We start from the raw sequence: 14,618 nt of genomic DNA, 5'->3' as shown, positions 1-14,618 counted from the left end.
AGAACCACGTTAACTGCCATATGGCGACCGGCGCGTAACCCCTTGCGCGCCGTTTTTCTTCATCTGCTCCACTGTTCATGGCGTGCTAAGGTTCCAGCATCTCACTGCCGTGAAGCCGTCCATGTCCCATCTGACCCAGACCCACCCTCGCCTGACCATCGCCATCGCTTTCGGTGTCGTCGCGGGCATCGTTGCCGCCCTCGTCGCCCCCTCCATCACCCTCACCAGTAAATGCCTGATCGCCTGGAACGTCGCCGGTTGGGTGTACATGCTGCTGATCATGATCCGCACGTTTAAATCCAACGCCGAAGCCGTGCGACGCATCGCCGAAGTCGAGGATGAAAACGCTGGCTGGGTGCTGGTGATGGTCTGTGTGGCGGCGATTGCCAGCCTGGCCGCCATCGTGCTGGAACTGGCCGGGATCAAGGACATGTCTTCCAGCGACAAGGCGCTGCATTACGCGTTTACCGGGTTCACCATCGTCGGGTCGTGGCTGTTGATCGGGGTGATTTTCAGCCTGCATTACGCCCGGATGTTTTACACCTGGAACGGCGACGATGCGGCGTTGCGGTTTGCCGACGGTGAGCAGAATCCGGATTACTGGGACTTCCTGTACTTCTCGTTCACCATCAGTGTGGCGGTGCAGACCTCGGACGTGGGCGTGGCGACCCGAAAATTGCGCAAGGTGGTGCTGGCGCAGTCGTTGATCGGGTTTCTGTTCAACACGTCGATATTGGGGTTTTCGATCAACATCGCGGCGGGGTTGTTCAACTGATCCCAGAATCGACACCAATCCCCCTGTAGGAGCGAATTCATTCGCGAGACGTCGGTACAGCTGGCCGATTTTCGGGGTCTGAAAGGCCGCCTCGCGAATGAATTCGCTCCTACAGGTATGCATTCCAACGTATGGGGCAAGGTCAGCAACACCCGGCGCAGAGCGGCGATGGGGTTCCACTGACGGTTGGGCAGGCGTATGTTGGCCTCCACAAATCCAATGTGCTCTTGAACGAGGCTTAACCGAAATGACTCAGGGTTCCGCGCTGAGAATTGCCGTGCTCGATGACTGGCAGTCCGTTGCCCAGAACGTGGTGGACTGGACCGTACTCAACCCGATTGGCGAGGTCAGCTTCCTCCACGACTTCCCCGCCGATACCGCGACCATGGTCGCCCGCCTCAACGACTTCAACGTGATTTGCGTGATGCGCGAACGCACGATCTTCGACGATGCCCTGCTCAGCCAGTTGCCCAACCTCAAGTTGCTGGTCACCGGCGGCATGCGCAACGCGGCGCTGGACCTCAAGGCCGCCGCGCATCTTGGCATCACGGTGGTTGGCACCGAGAGCTACAAATACGCCGCCCCCGAGCTGACCTGGGCGTTGATCATGGGCGTCACCCGCAACATCGTCGACGAGGCCAACTCCCTGCGCGCGGGCAACTGGCAGATCGGCATTGGCAGCGACCTGTATGGCAAGACTCTGGGGATTGTCGGCCTCGGCAGCATTGGCCAGAAGATCGCCCGCTACGCGCTGGCCTTCGACATGAAGGTCATTGCCTGGAGCGAAAACCTCACCGCCGAACGGGCCGCCGAACATGGCGTGACCTACGTCAGCAAAGAGGCATTGTTCGAGCAGTCGGACATCATCTCGGTCAACCTGGTGCTGAGTGATCGCAGCCGCGGGCTGGTGGACGCCGCCTCGCTGAACCGCATGAAACCCACGGCGTATCTGGTCAACACCGCTCGCGGCCCGATCGTCGATGAAGACGCGCTGGTCGACGTGCTCAAGCAGAAGAAGATCGCCGGTGCGGCGCTGGATGTGTATGGCATCGAACCGCTGCCCGCCGATCACCCGTTCCGCAGCCTGCCGAACCTGCTGGCGACGCCGCACGTGGGCTATGTCACCGAAAACAACTACCGGATGTTCTTCAGCCAGATGATCGAAGACATACAGGCGTGGCACGCGGGTGTGCCGATTCGGGTGTTTGGCTGATGGCCGCCGCCCTCTCCCGGACGCCTTCAGACCCTCGTGCCGCGCTGTTGGTCATCGACATGCAGTACGACTTCATGCCCGGTGGCGCGCTCGCAGTGGCCGAGGGTGATCAACTGGTGCCGCTGATCAACCGCCTGGGCGCGCAGTTTCGCAACGTGGTGATCTCGCAAGACTGGCACCCGGCCGGGCACATTTCGTTCGCATCGAGTCATGCCGAGCGCGCGCCGTTCGACATCATTACCCTGCCCTACGGCCCGCAAACGCTGTGGCCGGATCATTGCGTTCAAGGGACTTACGGTTCGGCGCTGCATGCCGACCTTGATATTCCCCAAGCGCAGTTGATCCTGCGCAAAGGCTGCAACGCCGGGATCGACAGTTATTCGGCGTTCGTCGAAGCAGATCGCACGACCCAGACCGGGCTGGCGGGGTATTTGAACGAGCGCGGGGTCGACAGCGTGTTCGTGGTCGGCCTGGCGCTGGACTTCTGCGTGGCATGGTCGGCGCTGGATGCGCGGGCGGCGGGATTCAATACGTGGGTGATCGCTGACGCGTGCAAGGCGATCGACCTCGGCGGGTCGCTGGAAAAGGCGTGGCAGGACCTGACGGCGGCGGGTGTGGTGCGGATTGACAGTGCTGATCTGACGGGCTGAACCGGATACCCGTCGCCTAAGCGCCAGGCTGAGGCCTGGCGTGCGCTGACGATCCTCTGTGGGAGCGAATTCATTCGCGAATGGTTGTTACAGCCTGCACATCTCCATCGCCTGTCCCACCTTTCGCGAATGAATTCGCTCCCACAGTTAAACCTGCGTCAGGCCGCACATTTCGTGGCGATATCGAACCCCTGTGGGAGCGAATTCATTCGCGAAAAGACTTGGCAGGCGCTACATCTACGTCGGATGTACCGGACTCTCGTGGGAATACCGCCCAGAATGAATTCGCGCCTATAGGTCATCCACCGTGCCGGCCTACTCGTTACCCAACGCAAACCGCCTCAACCCTTCCCCTTCCATCCGATACCGCACCCACTCGTCCTGCGGCTCGGCGCCAATCGATTTATAGAAATCGATCGCGGGCTGGTTCCAGTCCAGCACGCTCCATTCGAAATGACCGCATCCGGTGTCATGGGCGATCTTCGCCAGATGCCGCAGCAGTTGCTTGCCCGCGCCAATCCCGCGCTGGCTGGCAGACACGAACAGGTCTTCCAGGTACAGCCCCTTGCGGCCCTGCCACGTCGAGTAGCTGAGGAAATACACCGCAAAACCGATGGGCTGGTCGTTGAGCAGGCAAATCAGCGCCTTGGCCGGTGACGGCTCGTCGAACAGGCTGCGCTCGATGTCGGCGACGCTGGCCTTGACCTCGTGCTCGGCTTTTTCGTAGATCGCAAGCTCGGTGATGAAGCCCAGAATCACGGCGGCATCGGCGCGGGTGGCGTCTCGAATATGAAGGGTCACGGTGGGGTCTCCCGAATCAATGAAAAGGCCGCCGCGCAGGGGCGAACGACGGGGAGCGGATTGTGTCTCAACCAACAGCACGGCGCAGCAGGTACACCGAAAAAAACTGACCGTCTCCCTCAGCAAACCGCCAGACTACCCAAGAGAAGCAGCATGGACACTGAACAAGACGGCAAGACCCCCGGCCTTACCCCCGAGGAAGAACGCGACATCGACGAGAACCAGCCACCCCGCGCCGCCGTGCTGCACGAGACGATCCGCATGCAGGGCGATCAGGAGCTGGAGCGCAACGTCGCCGCGCTGTTCTGGTCGGCATTGGCCGCGGGCCTGACCATGGGCCTGTCGCTGATGGCCATGGGGCTGCTCAACTCGCGGCTGCCGGAAGGCGAAGCGTTCAAGGTGATCGCCAGCGTTGGCTACAGCGCCGGGTTTCTTGCGGTGATCCTTGCCCGTCAGCAACTGTTCACTGAAAACACCCTGACGGCCGTGCTGCCGGTGATGAGCAAGCCGACGCTGAACAACTTCGGCCGTCTCCTGCGGCTCTGGAGTGTGGTGCTGGTGGGCAACTTGTGCGGCACGCTGCTGGTGGCGTACGTGATGCTGGAACTGCCGATTTTCGACAGCAAGACCGACGCCGCCTTTCTGGACATCGGCCGCAAGGTGATGGAAAACGGCACCACGCAGATGTTCGCCAAGGGCATCGTCTCCGGCTGGATGATCGCCACCATGGTCTGGATGATCCCCTCCATGGAAAACGCCAAGATGTGGATCATCCTGATGATCACCTACCTGATGGCGCTGGGGGATTTCACCCACATCGTGGTCGGCTCGGCGGAGGTCTCGTACCTGGTGTTCGCCGGGGAATTGTCGTGGAAAGAGTTCTGGCTGGTGTTCGCCGGGCCGACCCTCGCGGGGAATATCATCGGCGGGAGCTTTATCTTCGCACTGATCAGCCATGCGCAGATTCGAAGTGAGAGCGGGACGCCAAAGAAAGAACAGCGTTCGGATAAAAAGCGCGAGGGCAACCGCGCCCCCAAGACGGAATGAGTCATCTGTGGGAGCGAATTCATTCGCGATACTTCGGTACAGTCGATAGAGAGGTGTTGCCCGCACCGACGTATCGCGAGTGAATTCGCACCCACAGGTCATAGATCGTTTGCGAAATAAAGGCCGCAGTTCGTACTTAAATAATTTTTAAGAAATACCGGCTACGTTTAAAGGCAAAATGCGAGTCTCCAGTCGCAACGTGGTTCAGGCACTCCAATGACCCGAATTCTGACAATCGAAGACGATGCCGTCACCGCCAAGGAAATCGTCGCCGAGTTAAGCAGCCATGGCCTCCAGGTGGATTGGGTCGACAATGGCCGTGAGGGGTTGGTGCGCGCCGTCAGCGGCGATTACGACCTCATCACCCTCGACCGCATGCTGCCCGAAGTAGACGGTCTGGCGATTGTCACCACCATGCGCGCCCTCGGCATTGCCACGCCGATCCTGATGATCAGCGCCTTGTCCGACGTCGATGAACGCGTCCGTGGCCTGCGCGCCGGGGGCGACGATTACCTCTCCAAACCTTTCGCTTCCGACGAAATGGCCGCTCGGGTCGAGGTCCTGCTGCGCCGCAGCAACCCCGTAACCCAAGCCGAAACCATGCTCAAGGTCGGCGATCTGGAGCTGAACCTGATCACCCGCGAAGCCAGCCGCGCCGGGCAGCCGTTGAACCTGCTGCCCACCGAATACAAGCTGCTGGAATTCCTGATGCGCAACAACGGACAGATCATCACCCGCATGATGATCTTCGAGGAAGTCTGGGGTTACCACTTCGACCCTGGCACCAACCTCATCGACGTGCACATCGGTCGCTTGCGCAAGAAAATCGATCCCCCTACCCTGACGCCGCTGATACGTACCGTTCGAGGCTCAGGTTATGTCATTGCCGAACCCGTCTAAGGGCTGGCGCTCCTCCAGCAGCCGTCTGCTGGCGCTTTACAGTTTTCTGTTCGTGGCCTGGAGCAGCATCCTCATGGGGGTGCTGTACTGGGAAGTCACCAGTTACCTGAACAACCTTGCCCGCCACTCGTTGATGCAGCGCCAGCAACTGTTCTCGCGCTTCGAAGGCGTCCAACTGGACGACGCGCTGCACACCAGCGAGCGCTTCGACATCCGCACCGTCGACGCCTATGGCCTGTTCGACAAGGACCTTCAGCCCATCGCCGGGCCGATCCGCGAGATTCCTGAGGGCCTGAAGCTGACCGGTGAAATCCAGGAGCTGGACACCTGCATCGATTCCGACGACCCGAACCTGCCGCGCGCCAGTTGCGATGCCGTGGCCATTCACACGATGGACAACCGCTGGCTGGTGCTGGTCCGGGACAATGGTTCGCTGTTCGCCGTGGCCACGCTCATCCTGCGTGCGTTGCTCTGGGGCGTCTCGCTGACGATCATCCCTGGCGCCCTGGGTTGGCACCTGCTGCGCCGTCGACCCTTGCGGCGTATCGGCGCGATTCAGGCCAGCGCCGAAGCCATCGTCATCGGCGACCTGACCAAACGCCTGCCTGTGTCGGACCGTCGGGACGAAATCGACATGCTCGCCGACATCGTCAACGCCATGCTCGACCGCATCGAGCGGCTGATGAACGAGGTCAAGGGCGTCTGCGACAACATTGCCCACGACCTGCGCACCCCGCTGACCCGGCTGCGGGCGCAGCTGTACCGCATTCAACAGCAATCCCCGGAACATTCGCCCCAGGGCGAACAGATGGCGCAAGTGATTGCCGATGCGGACACCCTGATGGCCCGTTTCCGGGGCTTGCTGCGCATTTCCGAGCTGGAAGACCACCAGCGCCGCTCCGCCTTCGGCCAACTCGATCCCGTGCCGCTGCTGCATGAGCTGTTCGATTTCTATCTGCCATTGGCCGAAGAAGGTCGCGTCTCACTGCACCTGAAAGTCGCGGAACAGCTGCCGCCGCTGGTGGGCGACCGGGCGCTGTTGTTCGAAGCGTTATCGAACCTGCTCAGCAACTCGATCAAATTCACCCCGGCCGGTGGCCAGGTGCTGATGATCGCCCGGGCCGAGGGCGACACCACGTTCATCGAAGTCCAGGACACCGGCCCCGGCATCCCCGACGCCGAACGCGAAGCCGTGTTCAAACGCTTCTACCGCAGCGAAACCGGCAACAACCACAGCGGCTTCGGCCTCGGCCTCTCCATCGTCGCCGCCATCGTCAACCTCCACGGCTTCAAACTGCGCATCGGCAACAGCCCCTCCGGCGGCGCGAGCCTGGTGTTGGAGTGTCGGCAGGTGATGGCGCTGGGTTGAAACGACAAAGCCGCCTTGAGGGGCGGCTTTGATGGGCAAATTCAGGTTACAGGTTGCGGGCCTTCTCGATGATCCGCTCCTGACGCTCCCAGGCTTTCTTCATGACTTCCTGATAGACGCGTTCTTTTTCTTCAGAGCTGGCGTTACGGACGAAGTCTGAGAAGGGCGTCGATTTAACGGTTTTGAGTTTTTCAGGGGCTGACATTATGTGTACCTCAGGTGACTCAACATTCGCTCGAGCAAGGCCCGATCATAGGATTCGGGTATATGGGTGTCAATTCGCTGGATGTTCTCTTTGTACGCTCTGGTCGACCCGTCTGCGTTTTTGATAAAGATGTCGACTGTCACCGCGTGACCAAAATCGAATTTCAGCCGATTCACGACCTCTCGAGCGGCGAAGTACTGATGCACAAACCCGGAGAGCGGAATATTTCTGCCTTCGACTTTCTCCCGCGCCTGCACAAACTCCCAGGCCCGCTCCGGGTTTTGGTACACGTATAAAACCAGTACGAATCGACCTCGTTTCAGTGAGCGCTGAATGTTGCGCGAGACTGTCTCGTAATTCGATGACGTACCATCCAGCAGAAACGATTGCTGCAACCGCAACGCCTCATCGTGAACAGCTGAAACCAGGACTGACACTGCTCTCTGAAACAAAAAAGAATTGCTGCCTGTGTATCCCGGTAATTCCGAGCGATAAGTATCAGGATCTATTCGTAAGACAGTCCCGCCAAAGCGAGCGAGAAATTCGAGTGAGGCTTCAGTCTTGCCGGCACCTGGAGACCCTGCCATGAATACCGAAACCGGCGAGTCTTCAGACAGATAAATCGATGGATCTGTCAGCCTTCTCGCAATCTCCCGCCTGTTCGCCTTGGCAAATACCACCGCCTCATCCGCAATCTGTTGTTCGTCTGAATCCATTTCCCCTACGTCCTTTCAATGAGTTGACCCACTTGATTGGCACGCAGTATTGATAGGTCTGCGGACCCTGCCTATCCGACGCAACACGCAGAAACAGGATGCGCTGCCGAGCATTCACGGATATGGGATAGCAGGAGGCCGTAGCGTTCAGGCGATAGAGATGCTGTGGATGTACCGGCCCCTTCGCGAATGAATTCGCGCACACAGTGGAGGCCCGGACGGCTACAGGGGGTTGATGTCGATCGCGTAATCGTGTCGTGACGCGAAACCTGTGGGAGCGAATTCATTCGCGAAAGATGGTTCAGGCGATGGAGATACTGCGGATGTACCCACCCCTTCGCGAATGAATTCGCGCACACAGGAAAAGCCCGGAGCGCTGGCGTGCTACACCGGGATGCTGTTGATCACATCACCCCGGCATGCACGTAAAGTCCCGGCTACGACCAATCTGGTGCCCTTGGGAATCCTCAAGCTTCACCCGGTATTCCTCGCCCAGACTCGACTCCACCAGTTTGTAATGCTCGCCCGCCTTGAACCGGGTGAAGCTGATCCCCGCTTCGCAATTCATCTGCCCGTCGTCGCCATTGCCGTCGACGATCAAATCCACGTCCAGCTTATGTGCCCCCGGCTTCACATCGAAATAACGGCCATCGTTCAGGCGCTTCCCGTCCAGGTCCTCGGCCATCAACACGCCGGAAGGCTCTTCCTGCAACCCGATCCACGCCTCGGTGGGATCGGCTTTCGGCATCGGACCCGCACACGCAGACAGGACAGCCACCAGCCCCAGCATGGGCACGAGCAACAGTGATTTGGCGTTCATGACACAACCCTCATTGGAAAGAAAAAGTCCCTGCGGTGCAGGGTGAATTTCGACGATTCAAGGCTGCGCGCCGCCCGGATGAACCACAAATGAATCCCCCATGAAAGCTCCTTGTGCGCGGGACTAACGATTTGTTCATCTGGGCGAAAGCTGCCTGTTAGGTCCCGGCCCCAAGACTGCGCCCATTCGAATAGGAGGTTTCAGGCATGCTCGGGCTGGTCAGGACTGCATTGCTCAAGCCCTACACGTTTATCGTGTTGGCGATTTTCATCTGTATTGTCGGGCCGATGGCGGCGGTCAAGACGCCCACGGACGTGTTCCCCGACATCGGCATTCCGGTGGTGGCGGTGGTCTGGCAGTACGCCGGGCTGTCGCCGGACGCCATGGCGGGCCGGGTGATCTACACCTACGAGCGCTCGCTCAGCACCACGGTCAACGACATCGAGCACATCGAATCGCAATCCTTGCCCGGCATGGGCATCGTCAAGATTTTCTTCCAGCCCGGCGTGGACATCCGCACCGCCAACGCCCAGGTGACGGCGGTGTCACAAACCGTGCTGAAACAGATGCCCGCCGGGATCACCCCGCCGCTGATCCTCAACTACAGCGCCTCGACGGTGCCGATCCTGCAAATGGCCTTTTCCAGCCCGACCCTGTCGGAAGCGCGGATTCGCGACCTCGTGCAAAACAGCATTCGCCTGCCCCTCAGCGCTGTGCCCGGCCTGGCGATGCCAACGCCCATGGGCGGCAAGCAACGGCAGATCACCCTCGATCTTGACCCGCAGGCATTGGCTGCCAAGGGCCTGTCGGCGCAGGACGTCGGCAACGCGCTGGCCGCTGGCAACCAGATCATTCCGGTGGGCACGGCGAAGATGGGCACCGACGAATACACGGTCCTGTTGAACAACAGCCCGCAGGCGATCAACGAACTCAACGACCTGCCGATCAAGACCGTCGACGGCGCGCTGATCACCATTGGCCAGGTCGCTCACGTGCGGGACGGCTCACCGCCGCAGACCAACATCGTCCGGGTCGATGGCCGTCGTGCGGTGCTGATGCCCGCGTTGAAAAACGGCAACATCTCGACCCTGTCGATCGTCGACGACATCCGCAACATGCTGCCGCTGATCAACGAAACCCTGCCGCCCGAGTTGAAAACGTCGCTGCTCGGTGATGCCTCGGTGTTCGTCAAGGAATCGGTGGGCAGCGTGGCGCGGGAAGGCATCATCGCCGCCCTGCTGACCAGCGTGATGATCCTACTGTTCCTCGGCAGTTGGCGTTCGACGCTGATCATCGCCGCGTCGATTCCGCTGGCCGTGCTGTCGGCCATCGCCCTGCTCTCGCTCACCGGGCAAACCCTCAACGTCATGACCCTCGGCGGGCTGGCATTGGCAGTGGGGATTTTGGTGGACGACGCCACAGTGACCATCGAAAACATCAACTGGCACCTGGAACAAGGCAAGGCGGTGAAGGACGCGATCATGGACGGCGCGAAGCAGATCGTCGGCCCGGCGTTCGTCTCGCTGCTGTGCATCTGCATCGTGTTCGTGCCGATGTTCATGCTGCAGGGCATCGCCGGTTACCTGTTCCGGCCGATGGCGCTGGCAGTCATCTTCGCCATGGGCAGCTCGTTTCTGCTGTCCCGGACGTTGGTGCCGACGCTGGCGATGTTTCTGCTCAAGCCCCACGTGCTGGAATCCGGCCCTGGTCATCACCCGGAAGACGCCTTCATCAATCACCACGAGGGCGATCAGCACGGCCGTCAGCGCAACGTGATCCTGCGCGGCGCGCTGAGTTTTCAGCAGGGTTTCGAAAAGCGTTTCTCGGCGATTCGCGACGTCTATCACGGGCTGTTGGGGGTGGCACTGAAGCGTCGCAAGGCCTTCCTGTTGGGCTTTTTGGCCTGCGTGCTGGCCAGCTTTGCCTTGTTGCCAAGCCTGGGGGAAGACTTCTTCCCGGCCACCGATGCAGGCGCCTTGTCGATGCACGTGCGCCTGCCGCTGGGCACGCGGATCGAGGAAAGCGCGGCCGACTTCGACCGCATCGAGCAGCGCATCCGCGAGATCATTCCCGGCGATGAGCTGGACACCGTGATCGACAACATCGGCATCCCGCTCAGCGGCATCGACATGGCCTACAGCAGCAGCGGCACCATCGGTCCGCAGGACGGCGACATTCAGGTCACCCTGAAAGAAGGCCACGCGCCCACTGCCGACTACGTCAAACGCCTGCGCGAAGCCCTGCCCCAGAGTTTCCCCGGCAGCCAGTTCGCCTTCCTGCCCGCCGACATCAGCAGCCAGATTCTCAACTTCGGTAACCCGGCCCCGCTGGACCTGAAAATTTCCGGGCCCAACGGCGACGCCAACCGTGATTACGCGCTGGCGCTGCAACGCCGCCTGCAACAAATCCCCGGCATCGCCGACCTGCGCATCCAGCAATCCACGGGCTATCCGTCGCTGCAAGTGGATGTCAATCGGCTGCGCGCCAAGCAACTGGGCATCACCGAAAAAGACGTGACCACCAGCCTCGGCGCCTCATTGGCCGGAACCTCACAAGTGGCGCCGACCTACTGGCTGAACCCGAAAAACGGCGTGTCCTATTCCGTGGTCGCCGCGACCCCGCAATACCGGCTGGACAGCCTGCCGACGCTGGAAGCCCTGCCGATCACCGGCAGCGACGGGCAGTCACAGATCCTCGGCGGCCTGGCGACGATCAAACGCGTGGACAGCCCCGCCGTGGTCACCCACTACAACATTCAGCCGACGCTGGACCTGTTCGCCAACGTGCAGGGCCGTGATCTCGGCGGTGTGGCCAAGGACGTGCAAAAGGTCATCGACGACATGGCGCACCTGCGGCCCAAAGGTGCGGTGGTCAGTCTGCACGGCCAGATCGACGCGCTGCACGAAGCCTTCAGCGGCTTGAGTTTCGGCCTGCTCGGCGCGGTGGTGCTGATCTACCTGCTGATCGTGATCAATTTCCAGTCGTGGATCGACCCGTTTGTGATCATCACGGCGCTGCCGGCGGCACTGGCCGGGATCGTCTGGATGTTGTTCCTCAGCGGCACGTCGCTGTCGGTGCCCGCGCTGACCGGGGCGATCCTGTGCATGGGCGTGGCGACGGCCAACTCGATTCTGGTGGTGAGTTTCTGCCGCGAGCGGCTGGCCGAACACGGCGACGCGCTGCTCGCGGCGCTGGAAGGCGGCTACACCCGATTTCGCCCGGTGTGCATGACGGCCTTGGCAATGATCATCGGCATGCTGCCGCTGGCCATTTCTCAGGAGCAGAACGCACCGCTGGGCCGTGCCGTCATTGGCGGGTTGATTCTCGCTACCACTGCCACCCTGCTGTTCGTGCCCGTGGTGTTCAGCCTCGTGCACCGCCACTCGAAACCCACCCCTGCAATTACCCCCGCCAGCGCTACCGATGGAGAAACACCCCATGTCGTCTGAACACGCCCCTTCGCGCAAACGCCTGATGCTCACCGGCATCGGCGGCCTGACCCTGGCGGCACTTTTGGTCGCCAATGGCCTGGCCGCCCGCACCCGCCACGATCACGCTGTTGCGGACTGGACCGAAAGCCAGTCGGTGCCAGTGGTCACGGTGGTCTCGCCTTCGCAAAACGCCCAGGGCGACACGCTGCAATTGCCCGCACGCCTCGACGCCTGGAGCAAGGCCTCAATCAATGCCCGTGTCAGCGGTTATCTGAAAGACTGGGCCGCCGACATCGGCACCCAGGTCCAGGCTGGTCAGGTGCTGGCGCATATCGACAGCCCCGAGCTGGATCAACAACTGGCGCAAACCCACGCGCACCTTGCCCAGCAACAGGCCCAGGCGCGCATCGCCCAGACCACCGCCGAGCGCTGGCAACACTTGCTCGCCACGCATTCGGTGTCGCAACAGGAAGTGGACGAGAAAGTCTCCGCCGCCACCGCTGCGAAGGCCGATGTGCAAGCGGCGGAGGCGGACTACCAGCGCCTCACGGACCTGGCCGCGTACAAGACGATTCGTGCGCCGTTCAGCGGCACGATCACGGCGCGCAACACCGACATCGGCCAGTTGATCAAGGCCGACGATGGCGGCGGCACCCCGTTGTTCAGCATGGCCGACACCCATCGACTGCGCCTCTATGTGCCGATTCCGCAGAACTACGCCAGCGTCATCCATCCCGGCATGCAGGTGCAGCTCAGCGTTCCCGAACATCCCGCGCAAACCTACAAGGCGACCCTGCTCGGCGACTCCACCGCCGTCGATCCGCGCTCCGGCACGTTGCTGGCCCAGTTCGTGGCCGACAACCCCGATGGCGCGCTGCTGCCGGGTGATTACGCCGACGCGACCCTGCCCATTGCCGCAGGCAGCCATGGGATGAGCATCCCGGCGAGCGCACTGATTTTCCGCGCCAAAGGCACGCAGGTCGCGACGATGGACGGGGCGGGTCATGTGCACCTGCGCGACATCCACATCGCGATGGACCTTGGGGATCGGCTGGTGATTGACCAAGGCTTGCAAGCCTCCGACAAGGTCATCGACAACCCGCCCGATGCCCTCCGTGAAAACGACCCGGTGCAACTGGCCGACGCGGGAGGTACCCATGCGCCCAAGGCTTAAGGGTCTCGCCCTTGCACTGGCCGTCGCAGGCGCGCTGACCTTGCAGGGCTGCTCGCTGGCACCGACCTATCACGCGCCAGCGGTGCCGCTGCCTGAGCATTACAAGGAGGACGCAGGCCCCTGGCATCCGGCGCAGCCTGCCGATGAATTGCAGGCCCAGTGGTGGCAGGTGTTCGGCGACAAACAGCTTGACGACCTGCAACAGCAACTGCTCAACGCCAACCCGGACCTGGCGGCCGCCCTCGCCCACTACGACGCGTCGGTGGCCTTCGCCAGCCAGTTGCACGCCGGGCTGTTCCCGCAAATCAACGCCAGCGTGGCACCGGTGCGTCAGCGCCAGTCGGATCGAAGACCCTTGCGTGGCGACACCCAGCCCTCGGTCTATAACAGCGACACGGCCGGGTTGAGCCTGAGTTTCGACCCGGACCTGTGGGGCAAGATTCGCAATCAGGTCGCTGCCGGTGACGCGCAGGCCCAAGCCTCGGCGGACGACCTGGCCGTCGCCCGTCTCAGCCTGCAAAAGCAACTCGCGTCTCTTTACGTGCAAACCCGCGGACTGGACGCACAGAGCCGAATTCTCAAGGCGTCGCTGGACGACTACACCCAAGCCCTACAACTGACCCGCGACCGTTATGAAGGTAAGATCGCTTCGGAACTCGACCTGACCCGCGCCCAGAGCCAACTGGCAGAAGCCCAGGCGCAACTCGACGATGTGAAGGCGCAAAGTGACCTGAGCGAACACGCCATCGCCGAGCTGGTGGGCGTCTTGCCCAGCGACTTCGCCTTGGTTCACAACGCCGAATCGTTGAACCAGCCTGACATCCCCCACGTGTTGCCCGGCAGCCTGTTGCAGCAACGGCCTGACGTGGCGGCCGCAGAGCGTCGGGTGTTCGCGGCCAACGCCAACATCGGTGTCGCGAAAGCTGCGTGGTACCCGGATTTCAGCCTCACCGGCCTGCTCGGCGGGCAGACCCAGGGCAGCGGCAATCTGCTGGCAGCGGCCAATCGTTATTGGGCACTGGGGCCGCTGGTGAACCTGCCAATCTTCGACGGCGGACGCCGCAGCGCCAGCGAGCGTCAGGCCAAGGCCGAGTTCGAAGAAGCCGCCGCGCAGTACCACAGCCAAGTGCTCAAGGCGGTGCGCGAGGTGGAAGACAACTTGGGGCAATTGCGCGATTTGCAGCAGGAATCCCAAGACCAGCAAGCCGCCGTCGACGCCGCCCACAGCGCCGAACAGATCGCGACCAGCAGTTATGAAGCGGGGGCGGTGAATTATCTGGAGGTGGTCACCGCGCAAACCACGGCATTGCAGGCGCAGCGGCGGTTGCAGGAAGTGGACACCAGCCGGTTGCAGGCCAGTGTCGGATTGGCGGTGGCGTTGGGTGGGGGGTGGAAGTCCGAGTGATAGCGGCCCATCGACGTTACAGCAGCCAAATCGCAGTCTGACTGTAGCCGCACGGCTTGCCGGCGGTAGCGATTTCAAGGACGCCACCGCTGGCAAGCCGGACTGCTACAGG

13 protein-coding genes are annotated in these 14,618 nt (G+C 61.7%); 9 read left to right on the top strand and 4 right to left on the bottom strand.

Features of this window, described 5'->3' with window-relative positions:
• The first annotated feature begins 121 nt into the window (after positions 1 to 121).
• The 3 genes from GVN17_RS19180 (at position 122) to pncA (ending at position 2,638) form a co-directional block, all read left to right on the top strand.
• Positions 122 to 775, top strand: coding sequence for a DUF1345 domain-containing protein (locus GVN17_RS19180; RefSeq protein WP_166596834.1), 654 nt, complete (start codon positions 122 to 124; stop codon positions 773 to 775).
• Positions 776 to 1,022: 247 nt separating this feature from the next.
• Entirely contained in the window at positions 1,023 to 1,988 is a 966-nt protein-coding gene (locus tag GVN17_RS19175) for a D-2-hydroxyacid dehydrogenase family protein (RefSeq protein ID WP_166596833.1), read from the top strand.
• A complete protein-coding gene (gene pncA, locus GVN17_RS19170) occupies positions 1,988 to 2,638 on the top strand; it encodes a bifunctional nicotinamidase/pyrazinamidase (RefSeq protein WP_166596832.1) in 651 nt (216 codons plus the stop codon). The genes GVN17_RS19175 and pncA overlap by 1 nt, the downstream gene beginning before the upstream one ends.
• A gap of 315 nt (positions 2,639 to 2,953) precedes the next feature.
• Here pncA and GVN17_RS19165 read toward each other — a convergent pair whose 3' ends face one another.
• A complete protein-coding gene (locus GVN17_RS19165; RefSeq protein WP_166596831.1) occupies positions 2,954 to 3,439 on the bottom strand; it encodes a GNAT family N-acetyltransferase in 486 nt (161 codons plus the stop codon).
• A gap of 153 nt (positions 3,440 to 3,592) precedes the next feature.
• Here GVN17_RS19165 and GVN17_RS19160 point away from each other — a divergent pair, with 153 nt between their 5' ends.
• The 3 genes from GVN17_RS19160 (at position 3,593) to GVN17_RS19150 (ending at position 6,755) form a co-directional block, all read left to right on the top strand.
• On the top strand, positions 3,593 to 4,486 hold the full coding sequence (locus GVN17_RS19160) for a formate/nitrite transporter family protein (protein WP_166596830.1): 894 nt from the start codon (positions 3,593 to 3,595) through the stop codon (positions 4,484 to 4,486).
• 216 nt (positions 4,487 to 4,702) lie between these two features.
• Positions 4,703 to 5,386 (top strand): response regulator transcription factor, encoded by a 684-nt coding sequence (locus GVN17_RS19155; protein ID WP_166596829.1) that lies wholly within the window; start codon positions 4,703 to 4,705, stop codon positions 5,384 to 5,386.
• Entirely contained in the window at positions 5,364 to 6,755 is a 1,392-nt protein-coding gene (locus GVN17_RS19150; RefSeq protein ID WP_166596828.1) for a HAMP domain-containing sensor histidine kinase, read from the top strand. Before GVN17_RS19155 ends, GVN17_RS19150 begins: the two co-directional genes overlap by 23 nt.
• 46 nt (positions 6,756 to 6,801) lie before the next feature.
• Here the strand turns inward: GVN17_RS19150 and GVN17_RS19145 are convergent, their stop codons facing one another.
• The 3 genes from GVN17_RS19145 to GVN17_RS19135 all read right to left on the bottom strand — a co-directional run bounded on the left by GVN17_RS19145 (position 6,802) and on the right by GVN17_RS19135 (position 8,496).
• Positions 6,802 to 6,960 (bottom strand): hypothetical protein, encoded by a 159-nt coding sequence (locus GVN17_RS19145; RefSeq protein ID WP_166596827.1) that lies wholly within the window; start codon positions 6,958 to 6,960, stop codon positions 6,802 to 6,804.
• A complete protein-coding gene (locus GVN17_RS19140) occupies positions 6,960 to 7,676 on the bottom strand; it encodes a zeta toxin family protein (RefSeq protein WP_166596826.1) in 717 nt (238 codons plus the stop codon). The genes GVN17_RS19145 and GVN17_RS19140 overlap by 1 nt, the downstream gene beginning before the upstream one ends.
• A gap of 409 nt (positions 7,677 to 8,085) precedes the next feature.
• Positions 8,086 to 8,496 carry a hypothetical protein gene (locus tag GVN17_RS19135; RefSeq protein ID WP_166596825.1) on the bottom strand — a complete coding sequence of 137 codons (411 nt, stop codon included), beginning with the start codon at positions 8,494 to 8,496 and terminating at the stop codon, positions 8,086 to 8,088.
• A gap of 206 nt (positions 8,497 to 8,702) precedes the next feature.
• Here GVN17_RS19135 and GVN17_RS19130 point away from each other — a divergent pair, with 206 nt between their 5' ends.
• The 3 genes from GVN17_RS19130 to GVN17_RS19120 are packed head-to-tail and all read left to right on the top strand — an operon-like array spanning position 8,703 to position 14,506.
• On the top strand, positions 8,703 to 11,945 hold the full coding sequence (locus GVN17_RS19130; protein WP_166596824.1) for an efflux RND transporter permease subunit: 3,243 nt from the start codon (positions 8,703 to 8,705) through the stop codon (positions 11,943 to 11,945).
• A complete protein-coding gene (locus GVN17_RS19125) occupies positions 11,935 to 13,101 on the top strand; it encodes an efflux RND transporter periplasmic adaptor subunit (RefSeq protein WP_166596823.1) in 1,167 nt (388 codons plus the stop codon). Before GVN17_RS19130 ends, GVN17_RS19125 begins: the two co-directional genes overlap by 11 nt.
• Positions 13,085 to 14,506 carry an efflux transporter outer membrane subunit gene (locus GVN17_RS19120; RefSeq protein ID WP_166596822.1) on the top strand — a complete coding sequence of 474 codons (1,422 nt, stop codon included), beginning with the start codon at positions 13,085 to 13,087 and terminating at the stop codon, positions 14,504 to 14,506. The genes GVN17_RS19125 and GVN17_RS19120 overlap by 17 nt, the downstream gene beginning before the upstream one ends.
• The last annotated feature ends 112 nt before the right edge of the window (positions 14,507 to 14,618 follow it).

The organism is Pseudomonas sp. SLFW, from assembly GCF_009905615.1.
Taxonomy (GTDB): Bacteria; Pseudomonadota; Gammaproteobacteria; order Pseudomonadales; family Pseudomonadaceae; genus Aquipseudomonas; species Aquipseudomonas bambusae.
The sequence above is the reverse complement of the archived record's forward strand: the minus strand, read 5'-3'. Positions and strand labels throughout refer to the sequence as shown.